Annotated in this window: 10 protein-coding genes and 2 tRNA genes; 8 read left to right on the forward strand and 4 right to left on the reverse strand. The window is 64.8% G+C overall.

Annotation, left to right across the window (positions count from 1 at the left end; genetic code table 11):
- Window positions 1-161 precede the first annotated feature (161 nt).
- From nudC to ABIB45_RS00375, 3 genes are all read left to right on the forward strand, one after another.
- A complete protein-coding gene (gene nudC / locus ABIB45_RS00365) occupies window positions 162-1,184 on the forward strand; it encodes an NAD(+) diphosphatase (protein ID WP_354213899.1) in 1,023 nt (340 codons plus the stop codon).
- Window positions 1,185-1,264: 80 nt separating this feature from the next.
- Window positions 1,265-3,400: an ATP-dependent DNA helicase UvrD2 gene (locus tag ABIB45_RS00370; protein ID WP_354213900.1), complete on the forward strand. Its 2,136-nt coding sequence runs from the start codon at window positions 1,265-1,267 to the stop codon at window positions 3,398-3,400.
- A complete protein-coding gene (locus ABIB45_RS00375) occupies window positions 3,397-4,044 on the forward strand; it encodes a M48 metallopeptidase family protein (RefSeq protein WP_354213901.1) in 648 nt (215 codons plus the stop codon). The genes ABIB45_RS00370 and ABIB45_RS00375 overlap by 4 nt, the downstream gene beginning before the upstream one ends.
- 9 nt (window positions 4,045-4,053) lie before the next feature.
- On the opposite strand, the gene ABIB45_RS00380 is transcribed toward ABIB45_RS00375, so the two are convergent.
- Window positions 4,054-5,565, reverse strand: a complete 1,512-nt coding sequence (locus tag ABIB45_RS00380; protein WP_354213902.1) for a zinc-dependent metalloprotease — start codon at window positions 5,563-5,565, stop codon at window positions 4,054-4,056.
- A 132-nt stretch (window positions 5,566-5,697) separates the two neighbouring features.
- Between ABIB45_RS00380 and ABIB45_RS00385 the strand changes: the two genes are divergently transcribed.
- The 5 genes from ABIB45_RS00385 (at window position 5,698) to ABIB45_RS00405 (ending at window position 11,527) form a co-directional block, all read left to right on the forward strand.
- Window positions 5,698-6,891 (forward strand): YlbL family protein, encoded by a 1,194-nt coding sequence (locus ABIB45_RS00385; protein WP_354213903.1) that lies wholly within the window; start codon window positions 5,698-5,700, stop codon window positions 6,889-6,891.
- Window positions 6,892-7,027: 136 nt separating this feature from the next.
- The gene (locus tag ABIB45_RS00390; protein WP_354213904.1) at window positions 7,028-10,018 is read left to right on the forward strand and encodes a UPF0182 family membrane protein; all 2,991 of its coding nucleotides are present in this window, start codon (window positions 7,028-7,030) and stop codon (window positions 10,016-10,018) included.
- 77 nt (window positions 10,019-10,095) lie between these two features.
- A tRNA-Met gene (locus ABIB45_RS00395) sits at window positions 10,096-10,169 on the forward strand.
- 212 nt (window positions 10,170-10,381) lie between these two features.
- Window positions 10,382-10,458 (forward strand) — tRNA-Met (locus ABIB45_RS00400).
- A 133-nt stretch (window positions 10,459-10,591) separates the two neighbouring features.
- On the forward strand, window positions 10,592-11,527 hold the full coding sequence (locus tag ABIB45_RS00405; RefSeq protein WP_354213905.1) for a cytochrome b/b6 domain-containing protein: 936 nt from the start codon (window positions 10,592-10,594) through the stop codon (window positions 11,525-11,527).
- 27 nt (window positions 11,528-11,554) lie between these two features.
- Here the strand turns inward: ABIB45_RS00405 and ABIB45_RS00410 are convergent, their stop codons facing one another.
- From ABIB45_RS00410 to ABIB45_RS00420, 3 genes are all read right to left on the reverse strand, one after another.
- A complete protein-coding gene (locus ABIB45_RS00410; protein WP_354213906.1) occupies window positions 11,555-12,991 on the reverse strand; it encodes a cryptochrome/photolyase family protein in 1,437 nt (478 codons plus the stop codon).
- Between the two features lie 161 nt (window positions 12,992-13,152).
- The gene (locus ABIB45_RS00415) at window positions 13,153-13,944 is read right to left on the reverse strand and encodes a PspA/IM30 family protein (RefSeq protein WP_354213907.1); all 792 of its coding nucleotides are present in this window, start codon (window positions 13,942-13,944) and stop codon (window positions 13,153-13,155) included.
- Window positions 13,945-14,056: 112 nt separating this feature from the next.
- Window positions 14,057-16,102: a TPM domain-containing protein gene (locus ABIB45_RS00420; protein WP_354213908.1), complete on the reverse strand. Its 2,046-nt coding sequence runs from the start codon at window positions 16,100-16,102 to the stop codon at window positions 14,057-14,059.
- Window positions 16,103-16,364: the final 262 nt, after the last annotated feature.

Consider the following 16,364-nt stretch of genomic DNA (forward strand, 5'->3'; position numbering starts at 1 on the left):
CGGTAGATTGGCTGGCGTCCAACACAACGATGTGCGGCGGCGAGTCTTCAGATACCCTGCAAAAGTCGGCCACGCTGCCAATGCCTGCGGCCCCCGCCACATGTTCCACCGATTCTCCCCGGTAAATGTAAATTGTCGGTCTGAGTCAGTACGGTGGAGACATGAGTCATGCGGAGTCTGCTACACCGGCCTACCAGGCGCAGGCAGTCCACCTGCCGGCCAACCACCTTTTCGATACCGTCCTCCCCGTGCGGCCGGCCGCCGTGGACCGGGGCTCCGCAGACCGCGTCCGGCCAGGCATGGTTGCGGAACTGCTGGCCGGCGGGGACACCCTGGCAGTGGTCCTCGCCGGGCGGCAGGCGCTGGTTCAGGGGAACCGGCTGTTGCTGGCGGCCGCTTCTCAATTGCTGGCCGGGCTCCGGGACCTGAGTGCGGCACCGGAACAGGTCATCTACCTCGGGGCCGCGTTGGCTGGCTCGGACCTGCCTGCGGGTACGGAGATTGTCCTCATAGTCCTGGGCGAAGCTGTTGCCCCCGGTGCGGCGGGAATCCCGTCGGACGCGGAGTGGGCCGGCTTCCGCGATATCGCCTCAGTCCTGAACGTCACTGATACGGCGTTGTTTGTTGAGGCCAGCGCCGTGGCCAACTGGCACGCCAGCCACACGCATTGCCCCCGCTGCGGTGTCCCCACCGTGGTGGAAGCCGGCGGCTGGGTGCGCCGGTGCCCCCAGGACAACTCCGAACACTATCCCCGGACCGACCCGGCCATCATTGTCACCGTCGTGGGACCGGACGGCCGGCTCCTGCTGGGCGGCGGCGGGCCGGTGGACGCGAAGAATTACTCCACGCTGGCCGGATTCGTGGAGCCGGGCGAATCCTTGGAACAGGCCGTCATCCGGGAAATCCACGAGGAAGTGGGCGTACGAATCACCCGCTGCCAGTACCTGGGCTCCCAGTCGTGGCCATTCCCGGCCTCCCTGATGCTGGGGTTCTCCGCGATCACCGAAGATTCCGTGGCAACGCCCGACGGCGTGGAGGTCACCCGGGCGCGCTGGTTCAGCCGGGAAGAACTCCAGGATGCCGTGCTCGCCGGGGAGATCACCATCTCCGGCCGGTTGTCCATTGCACGTTCCCTGATCGAGCATTGGTATGGCGGCCGGATCATGGACCGCACCGACACCTGACCCCCGGCCAGGCAGCATTATTGGCCCGACGCTGGCACGTGGCAGTTCCACCCAGCAGTCCCAACAACAGAGCAGCAGACGTGACCACAGAGAATTTAGACAGTTCACAGTCCCTGGAGGAACGCATCCTCGGGGGACTCGATGCCGAACAGCGGGAGGTCGCCAGCACGCTGAAGGGCCCAATGTGCGTCCTGGCCGGGGCCGGCACCGGAAAGACGCGCGCCATCACGCACCGGATTGCCTATGGGGTGCATTCCGGTGTCTACAGCCCGCAGCGGCTACTTGCTGTGACGTTCACGGCCCGCGCTGCGGCGGAAATGCGCAGCAGGCTGCGGGACCTGGGCGTGGGCAATGTGCAGGCCCGCACGTTCCACGCCGCCGCTTTGCGGCAGCTGCAGTTTTTCTGGCCGCAGGCTGTGGGGGGCACACTGCCCAACCTGCTGGACCACAAGGCGCAGATGATCGCGGAAGCGTCCCGCCGCCTGCGGCTCAGCACGGACCGGGCATCCATCCGGGACCTCGCCTCGGAGATCGAGTGGGCCAAGGTGTCCATGCTGACACCGGCCAACTATCTGGAGAACGCGCAGGGGAGGGGAACCCCCGGCGGGTTCGACCTCACTGCCGTCGCCCGGGTTTTCCAGTCGTATGAGGACGTCAAGACTGACCGCAACGTCATCGACTTCGAAGACGTGCTCCTGATCACGGTCGGGATCCTGCAGGAAGACCAGAAGGTAGCTGCCACCGTCCGCGAACAGTACCGGCACTTTGTGGTCGATGAGTACCAGGACGTTTCCCCGCTGCAGCAGCGCCTCCTGGAATTGTGGCTCGGCGGAAGGGATGAACTGTGCGTCGTCGGCGATGCCAGCCAGACCATCTACTCGTTCACCGGCGCGTCCCCCAAACACCTGCTGGGTTTCAAGGCGCAGTACCCTGAGGCCAGCGTGGTGAAGCTGATCCGCGACTACCGTTCCACGCCGCAGGTGGTGAAACTGGCCAACGATCTCCTTGCCGCGCGCCGCAGCGGCGGCCCGGTTGCCGATTCGGCCTGGGCAACTCCGCTGCAACTCGTGGCCCAGCGCCCGGCCGGGCCCGTGCCGCAGTTCACCGAATGCTCCGATGATGAGGCAGAGGCCGCCACGGCGGCCCTTAAAATCCGGGAACTGCTCGACGCCGGCACTCCCGCCAGCCAGGTGGCTGTCCTTTTCCGCACCAACGGGCAGTCCGAAGCCTACGAGCAAGCCCTCGCGGCGGCCGGGATCGGCTACCAGCTTCGCGGCGGGGAACGGTTCTTTGCCCGCAAGGAAGTGCGCGACGCCATTCTCCAGCTGCGGGCGGCCACCAGGGCAGTGGCCGAAACAGACACGCCCGAACCGCTGGGCCAGCTGGTCCGCGACATCGTGGCGTCCCTCGGCTACACCGAGGCACCGCCCCACAACGGCGGCGCCCTGCGCGAACGCTGGGAATCACTGGCGGCACTCGTAGCGCTCGCAGACGAACTGGTCAAGGTCCGTGGCGAGCACTTCGGCCTGGCCGACTTTGTCGATGAACTCCAGGAACGGTCCCTGGCTCAACATGCCCCCACAGTCCAGGGCGTGACCCTTGCTTCGCTGCATGCCGCGAAGGGCCTCGAATGGGATGCCGTTTTCCTTGTGGGCCTCAGCGAAGGCCTGATGCCCATTTCCTTCGCGGACACTCCCGAAGCCGTGGATGAGGAACGCCGCCTGCTGTATGTGGGAATCACCCGTGCCCGCGAACACTTGGCACTGTCATGGTCCACAGCCCGGACGCCTGGCGGCCGGGCCAACCGTAAGCCCTCACGGTTCCTCGACGGGCTCCGGCCCAACTCCGTGGCCACCTCCAATGCGCGCGGCAAGGGGCCGTCGCCGCGCCGCAAAGCTGCGGCCCCGGCCACGTGCAGGGTCTGCGGGAGCATGCTGGCCAGCGGCGCCGAACGTAAGGTGGGGCGCTGCAACGACTGTCCGCCCAGCTACGAGGAACAGACGTTTGAGGCACTCCGACAGTGGCGGAAGGAGATTGCCCTGGCGGCCGAGGTGCCGGCGTTTGTGGTGTTTACCGATGCCACGCTGACCGCCATCGCCGAGGCCAAACCATCCTCACTGGAGGAACTCGCCACCCTGGCCGGTGTTGGTCCCACCAAACTGGAACGCTACGGCGAAGATGTGCTGCGGGTCCTTGTCGAAAGCAGCATCCTGTGACACCTGGCCATGGCGGTCCGCGGCCGCCTCGGCTGACTACCCCTGACGGTGCACCGGTCGAAGTGCGGAGGTCTTCCCGCCGGACCCGGACAGTGGCCGCTTTCTGGGAAAACGGGACGGCGGTGGTGGCCATCCCGGCCCGCTTCACCGCCGCCCAGGAGTCCGAATGGGTCCACCGGATGCTGGAGAAGCTGCACCGGCAAGGACAGCGGCGTGCAGACAAAGGACGGAAGCAGCCAGCAACGGATGCTGCGCTGGCGGCCCACGCCGCCCACCTTTCCGCCCAGTACTTTGCTGGCAGGGCAGTCCCGACGTCGGTCCGCTGGGTGAGCAACCAGAACTCGCGCTGGGGCTCGGCGACGCCGTCGGAAGGAACCATCCGGCTCTCCGACAAGCTTCGGCCCATGCCGCAGTGGGTCATCGACTACGTGCTGCTGCATGAGCTGGCCCACCTGCTGGTGGCAGGGCACAACGCGGCCTTCTGGAAGCTGTTGGAGGCCTACCCTGACACCATGCGCGCCAAGGCCTTCCTGGAGGGCGTTTCGTTCGCTACGTCCCGGGGCCTGGGCGCCGACGGGAGCGGGCCGGCCGAGCCCACCGGACTGGCCGGCGGCGCCGGGCACAGCCACGACGACGCCGACTAGGCTCCCCGGCTAGCCTTTGGGCTGGTCCGCATCACCGGCGTCGGGATCTCCCGCGCCGGAGTCGCCGGTGCTCGAATCATGATCCCCGGACGTGCCCGCGGCGGAATCTCCGCCACCCGAACCTGCGTCGGGATGACCGGACTGGGAATCGCCGTCGCCCGCCGCATCCTGCGGCGCGTCGAAGCCGCCACTCAGCAGTTTCTGCAGGGCATCATCCACTTCACTGTCGCTGGCCTCCGCGAGCTGACGGCGGCCGCCGAAGCCCTGGGGGTCATCGAGGTCGGCGGCGGTGGGCAGCAGGTCCGGGTGCTGCCAGATGGCATCGCGCCCCGCGATACCGCGCTCCTCCTTGAGGACTGCCCACAAGGTGGCGGCCTCCCGCAGGCGGCGCGGACGCAACTCCAGTCCCACGAGCGAGGAAAAGGCGTGTTCAGCCGGGCCGCCAGTGGCGCGGCGCCGCCGGACGGTTTCCCGGAGGGCGGCCGCGGACGGCAGCATCTTCTCCGTGGCGGAAGCCGTAAGCTCGTCCACCCAGCCTTCAACGAGGGCCAGGGCCGTTTCCAGTTTTTCGAGGGCCTGCTCCTGGGCGGGCGTCCGCTGCGGCATAAAGACGCCCTTGGACAGTGCCTCCTGGATGCCTTCGGGGTTGCTCGGGTCAAGGTCCCGGGCCAGTTCCTCGATGCGGGATGTATCAATGTGGATACCGCGGGCGTACGCCTCGATGGCACCGAGCAGATGGCCACGGAGCCATGGGACCTGGACGAACAGGCGCGCATGAGCTGCTTCGCGGACGGCAAGGAACAGGCGGATGTCGTTCTCGGGCAGGCTCAGGCCCTCGCCGAAGGAGGCAACGTTCGCAGGCAGCAGGGCCATTTCAAGGTCGGCGAGGGGAACCCCGATGTCAGTGGAACTGACCACCTCGCCGGAGAGTGCGCCGATGGCCTGCCCCAACTGCATCCCGAAGATGGCGCCGCCCATGTTCTGGAGCATGGACGATGCCCCGCCCATCATGGACTTCATCTCTTCAGGCATCTGCTCGGTCATGGCGCTGGAGAGCGCGTTGGCGATGCTGTTGGCGACCGGTTCAGTCAGGCGCTTCCACGTTCCCAGGGTGGCTTCCACCCACTCCGCCCGGGACCAGGCCCGGCCAATCAGGCCGGTGGCAGGCAGATCCGTTACGGGATCGAGCCACAGCTCGGCCAGCCGGAGGGCTTCGTCCACGGCCCGGGTCTGCCCGGACGTGACGGAGGGGTCGGCGGTGCTGGCGGCAACCCTGCGGGCGTTCTCATGCGCGAGCTGCCAGTTCACGGGCCCCTCCGAGGGGGCGCTCATCATCGCCTGGACCTGCGAGAACATTTGCGCCAGGAGGTTGGGGTCGTCCGGCAGGCCGGCTGCTTTTGCCAGTTCGGCGGGGTCGAAGTTTTCCATACCCTTGCCGCCCATCAGGTTCTGCAGCATCTCGGTCAACGGATCCTTCGGCGTGTCATCGCCGTTGGACGGATTAAGTGGGTTGGAGGTCATGGTCCCGCCGATCATCAGTTTGTGCGTTCAACTTCACGGTACCCCGGGCCGCGGCGGCTGTCTGCCGGACAGGCGCGACGTTCGCTGTAGGCAAAGAGCCTGCCGTGGGTGCCACCGCGTAGTGTTGGTTCAGTGACTACAACCCGTGGCGACCATCCAAACGAGGACCACGCTCCCGAGCTCGACGCCGTTGCAATCCTGAGTGCCGGAGGCCCTGAAGAAAGACCGGTGGGCCCGGCGCCTGCCAAACGGTTTGCCCCGCGCCGTTACCGGCCGGGCGACAGGCGGGTCTCCGTGATGATGCTTGCCGGAATGCTGGCGCTGGGGCTGGGGATTGCAGTGGGCACTATCCCGGTGCCTTACGTTGTGGAATCAGCCGGGCCCACCTTCAACACACTCGGCCAGACGCAGGGCAGCCCGGTGATCAGCGTCACGGGCCACGAAAGCTATCCGGCGAACGGCAATCTGGATCTGACCACCGTGTACGTCGACGGCGGCCCTAACGGCCCGGTCAGCATCCTGGGGGCGTTTGGGGCCTGGCTGGACGGGTCCAAGTCCGTCTACCCGCAGGAGCTCATCTACCCCACAGGTACTACCAAGGAGCAGGCAGAGGAACAAAGCTCGGTGGCCATGACCACATCGCAGGAGAACGCCGTTGCGTCGGCACTGAGGGGACTCGACATTCCCTTCGGCCAGCAACTGCAGGCAGCGGGGCTTTCCGATGGTTCGCCGTCGAAGGGCAAGATCGAAGACGGCGACATCTTCGAAACAATTAACGGCAAGCCGATCACGTCCCTCGCCGTGGTGCAGGAGGAACTGGCCGCCGGCCAGGGTGCCCCGGCCGCGCTGGTGGTGCAGCGGGCAGGGGAGTCCATCAGCCAGAGCATCACCCCCATGGCGAACGGAGCAGGCCGCTACATTCTTGGGGTCAAGCTGAAGTACCTGTTCACGTTTCCGTTCGACGTGAAGATTTCCCTGGACAAGGTGGGCGGCCCCAGCGCCGGACTGATGTTCTCGCTGGGCATTATTGACACGGTCACACCGGGCGACCTGACCGGAGGCAAGCACGTTGCCGGCACCGGTACCATCACCCCCGACGGCGCAGTGGGTCCCATCGGCGGGATCCAGCAGAAGATGCTGGGCGCGCGTGCCGGGGGAGCCACGTTGTTCCTGGCCCCGGCAGATAACTGTGACGACGTTGTGGGCCACGTCCCGGAAGGAATGCAGGTAGTTAAAGTGGAGAATCTCGCCCAGGCACGCGCCGCCGTCGAGCTGGCCGGATCAGGGCAGGACACGTCCGCTTTGCCGCTCTGCACAACCAACTAGACTGAGCCCAGGAACTAAGCTTTACCGCCACTCGTGGCAGATATGACGGACGTTGCCACACGCTTGACCGGTGCCGGACGTCAGCCGCACGCACGCTCCTAATGTAAATCTGACGATCAGCTATGAGGTACTGCGCTTGTCCCGTCCCACCAGCCCCATCCCGCCCGGAAGACCCCCCTCACGACGCGGGGCACTGACACCCACCCTGATAGTTGTCGCCCTTATAGTCGTGGGCTTTATCTTCTTCGCCAATGTGTGGACTGACGTCCTGTGGTACCAGCAGCTCGGTTACTTCGAAGTGTTCCTTACCGAAAACCTCTCCCGGATCCTGATCTTCCTCGCCGGTTTCGCGCTGATGTTCCTGGCTGTCTTTTTTGCCATCCGGATCGCCTACCGTGCCCGGCCCGTATACGCGCCGGACTCTGAAATGCGTGACAACCTCAACCGGTACCAGGCACAGCTCGAACCGGTCCGCCGCGTCGTGATGGTGGGGCTGCCCATCCTGTTCGGTCTGTTCGCCGGCAGCGCGGCCGCCAGCCAGTGGCAGAAGGTGCTGCTGTTCTTCAACCAGCAGCCGTTCGGCCAGCAAGACCCTCTCTTCAACCTGGACCTCAGCTTCTACGTGATGACCTTGCCGTTCCTGGGCTTCATCACAGGCTTCCTCATTAGCGTGGTGGTGGTGGCCGGCATCGCCGGAATCCTCACGCACTACCTCTACGGCAGCATCCGTCTGCTGGAACGCGGCGTGTTCACCAGCAGGGCCGCGCAGATCCACCTCGCTGTAACCGGCGCAAGTTTCCTGATCCTGCTTGGCGTCAACTTCTGGCTGGACCGCTATTCTGCGCTGCAGAGCAACGGCGGTCGCTGGGCGGGCGCGTTGTACACTGACGTCAACGCGGTGATCCCCACCAAGGCGATCCTCGCCGTCGCTGCCGTCCTGGTGGCCATCCTCTTCATCGTTGCGGCCATCATCGGCCGCTGGCGCCTGCCGGTCATCGGTACGGCCATGCTAATCATCACCTCGATCCTCGCGGGCGGCGTATACCCGTGGGTCATCCAGCAATTCCAGGTCCGGCCTTCCGAGCAGACGCTCGAGAGGGACTTTATTGACCGGAACATTAGGATGACCCGTGCCGCTTATGGCCTGGACCAGATCCAGGTGGACCGCTACAACGCCACTAATACGGCCACCACGGGCGCGTTGGCTCCGGACGCCCAGACCACTGCCAACATCCGGCTGCTGGACCCCAACCTGATCTCCGACGCGTTTTCGCAACTGGAGCAGTACCGGCCGTATTACCAGTTCCCGAAGGCCCTGAATGTGGACCGCTACGAGGTGGACGGCAAGATTCAGGACACAGTCATCGCCGTGCGCGAGCTGAACCCGGTCAACGTCGCGACGAACCAGCAGGGCTGGCTGAACCAGCACGTTGTCTATACCCACGGTTACGGCGTGGTCGCGGCCAAGGGAAACAAGTTCACCGTTGACGGTAAGCCGGAGTTCCTCCAGTCCGGAATTCCTTCCACCGGTGTCCTGGGCGACGATTCAACGTACCAGCCAAGGATCTACTTCGGCGAAAACTCTCCGGAGTACTCCATTGTTGGCGCGCCCGACGGCACCGCCCCCCGTGAGCAGGACAGGCCCTCCGGCAAGCAGGGTGAGGGGGACAACCAATACACCTTCGCAGGCAACGGCGGCCCGAATGTGGGCAGCTTCTTCAATAAGATTCTTTACTCCATCAAGTTCCAGTCCTCGGACATGCTGTTGTCCGATGGTGTCAACCCGGAATCCCAGATCCTCTACGACCGCAGTCCGCGGGACCGTGTGGAGAAGGTCGCGCCGTACCTCACCGTTGACGGCAATGCCTACCCGGCGCTTGTGGACGGCCGCGTCAAGTGGATCGTCGACGGATACACCACCAGCCAGTACTACCCGTACTCGCAGCAGGAACAACTTTCGGCCGCCACCACCGACTCGCAGACCTCTGCCGGGCGGTCGGTTGCGCTGCCGAACAGCTCGGTGAATTACATCAGGAACTCCGTCAAGGCCACCGTCGACGCCTACGACGGCAGTGTAACCCTGTACGCCTGGGACGACCAGGACCCCATCCTGAAGGCGTGGCAGAAGGTTTTCCCCACGTCCCTGAAGCCGTACTCGGAGATGTCAGGGGACGTCATGAGCCACGTCCGTTACCCCGAGGACCTCTTCAAGGTCCAGCGTGAACTCCTGGGCAAGTACCACGTCACTGATCCGGGCAGCTTCTACCAGGCGAAGGATGTCTGGAGCGTTCCCAATGATCCCACTGTGAAAACCGACGTCAAGCAGCCGCCCTTCTACATGTCGCTGCAGATGCCCGACCAGGACAGGCCGGCCTTCCAGCTGACTTCCTCCTACATTCCACAGATCGTCAACGGTACTGCCCGGAACGTCCTCTACGGCTTCCTCGCCGCTGACTCGGACGCCGGTAATCAGAAGGGCGTGAAGGCTGACACCTACGGCAAGCTCAGGCTGCTCCAGATTCCGCCAGAGATCCAGGTTCCCGGTCCGGGCCAGGCCCAGAACAAGTTCAACTCGGACCCCACTGTGTCCCAGGCCCTGAACCTTCTGCGCCAGGGCGCTTCGGAGGTGCTTAACGGCAACCTGCTGACACTGCCCGTTGGTGGCGGCATCCTCTACGTCCAGCCTGTTTACCTCAAGTCCACCGGCGAGACCTCGTACCCGACGCTGCAGCGCGTGCTGGTTGCCTTCGGTGACAAGGTGGGCTTCGCACCGACGCTCGACGGCGCGCTGAAGCAACTCTTCGGCGGTGACTCCGGTGCGGCTGCCGGCGACTCTGCCAACACCGGCCAGACGCCTGCCACACCGGGCGAGACGCCCCCGGCCAGTGCCGGCGCCCAGGCGGACCTCAAGGCGGCCCTGGAGGCCGCGAACGCCGCCATCAAGGCGGGCCAGACGGCCCTGGCCGCCGGCGACTTTGCCGCCTATGGGGAAGAGCAGAAGAAACTGGCTGCCGCCCTGCAGAAGGCTCTTGACGCCGACGGGAAGATCCCGGCGCCCGCCCCTGAAGCCAAGCCTTCGCCGGAAGCTACACCGTCAGCCACACCCTCGCCTTCAGCTGCCAACTGACGGCGGACCAGCGAGACACACATCACGCCACCAGGATTTGGCCTCCCGTGCACCGGACGGTAGAGTTGATCTTGCGACGCGGGGTGGAGCAGTTCGGTAGCTCGCTGGGCTCATAACCCAGAGGTCACAGGTTCAAATCCTGTCCCCGCAACTGGCGGAAAGTCCGGATTCTGGAAACAGGATCCGGACTTTCTGGTTTAAACCGCCAACCCCTGCATCCAGAGTTTTTGTCCAGTTAATGGGTGGTGTTGCCGCCGTGCGGGGCATTAAGTGGACAAAAACTCTGGATGGGTGGGTGTGAGATGGCGGTCAGGCGCGATTGGTAATTGTCTCCGTGAAACTAGGGTAGTGTTGATCAAGCGACGCGGGGTGGAGCAGTTCGGTAGCTCGCTGGGCTCATAACCCAGAGGTCACAGGTTCAAATCCTGTCCCCGCAACCATGTGAAAGGCCCCGACCGGCATTACGCCGGCCGGGGTCTTCTTTTGCCCGATTACTGCTGGTTCCTTGTATTCTCGTTCGCATAGCCTCACCTTTGAGTACTGGTCAGTCATTCTCGAGAGGAATGTTGTTCGATGTCCACACCCACGAAGAAGCCCGGCTCCGCCACGGGCAAGCGGTCCAGCCTCTACTGGGGTGTTCCGGCCGTTCTTGTGGCATTGGTGTTGGTGGTGCTGCTGGCCAAATGGCTGACCGGCCTTCCGGCGGTGGCCTCGTTCCTGGCTGATTATCCGGGCCATTCGGAACTTCCCGAAGGTGCGCCCTTGGGCTTCCCGGCCTGGCTGGGCTGGCAGCACTTCCTGAATGGGTTCTTCCTGCTGCTCATCATCAGGACCGGCTGGCAGGTGCGGACCACCACACGCCCCAGCGGGCACTGGACCCGCAACAACAAAGGCCTGATCAAGACCAAGAACCCACCGACCAAGATCACCCTGGAGCTTTGGCTGCACCTGACGCTGGACGCGCTCTGGATACTGAACGGCCTGGTGTTTGTTGCCCTGCTGTTCGCCACCGGTCAGTGGATGCGGATTGTGCCCACCAGCTGGGATGTTATCCCCAACGCGCTCTCGGCGGCCCTGCAGTACGCCTCGCTCAACTGGCCCACCGACAACGGCTGGGTCAACTACAACGCGCTGCAGCTGCTGACGTACTTCGCTACGGTCTTCATTGCCGCGCCGCTGGCCTTCATCTCCGGAATCCGGACTTCTTCCGCCTGGCCCAAGAAGGCAGTGGCCCTAAACAGGGCCTACCCCATGGAGCTGGCACGCGCCATCCACTTCCCGGTCATGATCTATTTCGTCGCTTTCATCGTGGTGCACGTGTTCTTTGTTCTCGCCACTGGCGCCTTGCGGAACCTGAACCACATGTACGGCGGCAGCGACGACGACGCCGGCTGGTTTGGGTTCTGGGTGTTCGTCGTGTCGGTTGCCGTTATGGTGGCAGCATGGGTCCTGGCGCGCCCGATTTTCCTCCGACCTATCGCCTCCCTGACGGGCAAAGTCAGCCGCTGACAGCCGGCTCCGCCGCTTGGCGGAATTTCAGCCTTGCTGCTGCTCCTTGAGCTTCTGGTAAGTGGCCAGCGCACGTTGCCTTGACTCATGGAGTCCCACCACCGGTGAAGGATAGCCCTCGAAATCCGGCTGCGTCCACGGTTCATGGATGGCCTTACGGTCCAGCGGGGCCAGCTCCGGAATGAACTCGCGCAGGTACCGGCCCTCGGCATCGAATTTTTTGCTCTGCGTCACCGGGTTGAAGATCCGGAAGTAAGGGGACGCATCGGCGCCGGAGCCTGCCACCCACTGCCAGTTCGCAGGGTTGCTGGCGGCGTCGGCGTCCACCAGGGTGTCCCAAAACCAGGCTTCGCCCAGCCGCCAGTCGGCGAGGAGGTTTTTGACCAGGAACGATGCGGCGGCCATTCTGACCCGGTTATGCATCCAGCCTGTCTGCCACAGCTGCCGCATTCCCGCGTCCACCAGCGGATATCCAGTCCGGCCCTGTTGCCACGCTTCGAGTTCGGCGGGGGTGGGTTCCTGCCATTCGAAGCGGTCGAACTCTTGACGGTAGTTGCGGGTGGCCAGTTGCGGATTTGCATAGAGAAGCTGCCAGCAGAACTCCCGCCAGCCGAGCTCGGAACGGAAGATCCCGACGTCGGGCGTCGCCCCGCGGGGGAAACGGAGGCGGATCTCGTGCCAGACCCGGAACGGACTGATCTCGCCGAATCGGAGGTGGGGGGAGAGCCTGCTGGTCCCTTCAACCCCGGGCACGTCCCGCCCGGTACCGTATTCCTCGGCCGGTCCGGCCAGGAAGTCATCCAGCCGGTGGTGCGCCCCTGCCTCACCGGGTTCCCAGGTCCGCGCCAGGCCGCCGCTCCAGTCGGGGGACACGGGCAGCAGGTGCCAATCCGCCAGGGTGTCGCTGCTGGCCGTCATGGAGCCGGTGCCGGGGAAGCGGAGCCGCGCCGGCGCCTCCAGGGGCGTGCGGGGTTCGCCTGAGGCCGTGCAGGCCCGCCAGAAGGGCGTGAACACCTTGTAGGGGCCACCGCTGCCGGTAGTGATGGTCCATGGCTCGAAGAGGAGGTTGGCCTGGAAGCTTTCGGCTTCGATTCCGTTCTCTGCCGACCACGCCTTGGTCTCCGCATCCAGGGCACGCTCGGGACCCCCATAGCGGCGGTTCCAGAGCAGGTGCCGGGCACCCATTTCCTCCACCAGTTCGCGGATTACCCGGGTGGCCGGTCCGCGCCGGAGCGTAAGGGCGGAGCCCGTTCCCGCCAGACCTGCGGCGAGGGACGTCAGCGAGTGGTGCAGCCACCACCGGGCGGCACCGCCGAGGGGGCGGATCCCGGGCGATTCCTCGTCAAGGATGTAGACCACTGTGAGCGGCAGGCCGAGCTCGACGGCGCGGGAGAGCGCAGGATTATCGTCCAGGCGGAGGTCATCACGGAGCCAGACGATGGACGTTGCAGCGGGGGAGGCCATGGACTCCACGCTACACACCCGGACGGCGCGTCTGTCCCTGCCGTCCCCGCAGTAAATTTCGCGCGGCAGCCGCGCCTGGCTTGTCCTGTCACGGCAAAGGCCGGAGTTCACCATGAACTCCGGCCTCGGCCGGGGCCCGCCCAAACGGCGGACACCAGCGGCTACAGTTTGTCGAAGTCGGCCTCATCCACCGTTGACCCGGACCGGGCGGACGCGCCGGAGGCGCCGAGGGCGGGCTTCGTGCCGCCTGACTTCAGGGCGGCCAGGCGTGCCTCGATTTCCACCTGCTCGCCAAGATCCTCGAGCTGGTTGAACTGGGCGTCCAGGCTCGACGCGGCGAGTTCCTGCTGGCCGCGGACCTTGGCCTCTTCACGGCGGATCTTCTCTTCGAAGCGGCCAACCTCGCTGGTGGGATCCATGAAGTCAATGCTCTTGATGGCGTCGTGGACCTGGGCCTGTGCTGCGGCGGTCTTGGAGCGGGCCACCAGTTCGTTGCGCTTGCTGGTCAGCTCGTTGAGTTTGCCCTTCATCTGGTCCAGGCCGCTCTTGAGCTTGTCCACCACCTCGGTCTGTGAGGCGATGCTCGGCTCAGCACCCTTGGCTTCGCTCTCCGCAGACATCTGGCGCTGCAGGGCTACCTTGGCGAGGTTGTCGAACTTCTCGGCATCAACCACATCCCCGGCGCCGCGGTATTCATCGGCTTTACGCGATGCGGCGAGTGCCTTGTTGCCCCAGTCCTGGGCATTCTTGACGTCCTCGCGGTAGTCATCCTGGAGCATACGCAGATTGCCGATGGTCTGGGCCACAGCAGATTCAGCTTCCGCGATGTTGTTCGTGTAGTCCCGGACCATCTGGTCCAGCATCTTCTGCGGATCCTCAGCGTTGTCCAGCAACGTGTTGATGTTTGCCTTTGCAAGCTGTGCGATTCGACCGAAAATGGACTGCTTAACCATGGTGTTACCTTTCGTCCTGCTCAGTGGTGGCCACTGAAAATCAGTGAACAGTTGTTGTACCGCTTGGTATCCGCCAGCAGGTTCATTCCCGCCGGCGCCCGAGCTCGTCGGATCAGAAACTTCCAGAGTCCCCGCCGCCGAAGTCTCCTCCGCCGAAGCCGCCACCGGAATCCCCGCCGCCCCAGCCGCCGCCGTCGCTGTGTCCGCCACCCCAGCCCCCGCCGCCGCCACCGTTGAGGATGGAGTTGATGAGGATGCCGCCAAGGATGGCGCCGCCGAGGCCGCCACCACGGCCGCCCCGTCCCCCGAACATACCCCCGCCGCCGAAGCCCTGGTTGGCGTAGCCACCAAAGTTATCGACGTCGGCCTGGGCAAGCTGTGCTGCCTGTGCGGCGAGGGCGTGTGCCTGCTGGGCGTAGGTCAGGGCAGTGACAGGATCGTTGCGCGAGATGGACAGCGCGTAGTCAAGATTGCGCTGGGACTCTGCGAGCCGTGTACGGGCTTCGGTGCCGACGCCGCCACGGCGGGCGGTGATGTAGTCCGAGGTGGCACTGATCTGTGCCTGTGCGGACATGATGGTCTGCTGCAGTGATGCTTGGGCGCGACGTGCCTGGTCCTGCTGGTTCCGGATGCCGGTCAGGGACTGGTCCAGAGCCTGGTGCGCCGTCTCAACGCGCTGGAGGGTGGCGATGGGATCGATCTTCCCGCCTTGAATTTCGGCCTTGACCTGGCCGAGGGCAGCTTCAACTCCCGCCACCGGACCGGCGAGCTCGGGGTGTTCGCCGGATTGAATCATGGCCTTCGCCTGGGCGAGGTCCTGGGCGGTTTCGACGACGGCAGCCTCGAGGCCTGTGCGGGCCTCGTCCAGGCTGGCGGACACCCTGGCGATGGCGTCGAGCAGGACGTTGGTCTGGTGCAGGCCCTCTTCCGACGCGCGCACTGCCACAGCTGCAAGGCTTCCTTCACCCCCTGTGAGCTTTTCCTGGGCAGTGGCGGTGGCGTTCTGGACAAAGGCCAAGCGCTCCTTGGCCTGCGTGATGTTGTCAGCGACCTGTACCAGGGCGCTGTCGGCGTACTTGGCCCGCAGCGCGGTCAGCGACTCTTCGGCGGTGGCGATTTTCGCATCGGCCTCGCGTGCTCCGGCGCTGACAGCGGCCAGGGCCTGCGGGGCGTTTTTCTCCAGTTCGCGCAGGGAATCGAAGTCTGCTTTCTGCTCCTGAAGCGACCCGAGTGCTGCTTCGGACCGGCGGATGATTTCGCCAAGCCAGCTGCGCTGCTGTTCTTCGGTGTCCGGGATATGGTCGTCCAGCTGCTGCTGGAGCTTGAAGGATTCGGTCATGTGGGCTTTTGCCTCGGCCAGCGCCTTGGTGAAGTTGCCTACCGCGGCGTCGCCGTACTGTGCCTCCGCGAATCCGAGTTCCTGTTCGCTGGACTTAATGGCGTCGTCGGCTTCGATAATGAGGGAGCCACTCTTGCGCCGGAGTTCCTCGATGCTGAGGGCAGCCAGCGGATCGAGCTCAGCACCTTGTGGACCGTAGCTGGCACTCGATGCCAGCGCTGCCTTCTTGCGCCTGGTGCGGAAGTAGAGGTAAGCGCCGGCTCCGCCCGCAACGGCAATGCCCGTCCCTACCAGGACGCCTGCCCCGGCGCTGTCACCCGACGGAACGCTGCCGCTGCCGCCACCTGCCGCGTCGCCGATCGCTTTGGCGGTGTCGATTGCTGCTTGTGCGAAGTCTTTCTTGCCGCCAGCCAGGTTCGCTGTGACAGCATTCTGGCTGATGTTGGACTGCTTTGACTTGATCGTGCTTGCCGAGTTCAGAACAAAGCTGAATTTACCCTCTTCCGCAATGGCCAGGATCGCGTCGGCCCGGCCCATGCCTTTGTTCGCTGCCACTTGCTGGGCCCAGGCCGCGGGGTCGGCGGGATTCGTGAACGAGTCCACAGTTACCACGTAGAGGTTGTACTTGTGGTCCTTCAGAAGCGTTTGGATGGCATCTTTGACCTCGCCTTGGCGGCTGCCCAGGATGTCTGCCTTATCCACGATGTTGGTGCCGGACGGGATGGCCACCGGGTCCTCAGCCCAGGCCGTACCGGCGGGAACCGCGAGCAGCCCGGTCAGGCCGATCACGGCGAGAATATGTTTGAACTTTGACCGCATGTGCAACCCTTCAGCACGCCTGACACCGATTCGGGACGAATGAGCGTCTCAGAATTCAGCAACGCCCCCACGCGTGGTGTAAAGCCGCAGGTCGCTGTGGCAATTCCTTTTGATTCTATGGTGCACCTATCGGGGCGTCCAGCGCGGTCAAATATGCCACCAGCGAAACCCCCTCAACAGGGCCGGTACCGGACCAAACCGCGCTCTCAGGAACCTCACAGCAAACGTACGCCCCAGTTCCAGTCAGACGGTCCATAGTTAA

The organism is Arthrobacter sp. UYCo732 (assembly GCF_040547265.1).
GTDB lineage: Bacteria > Actinomycetota > Actinomycetes > Actinomycetales > Micrococcaceae > Arthrobacter.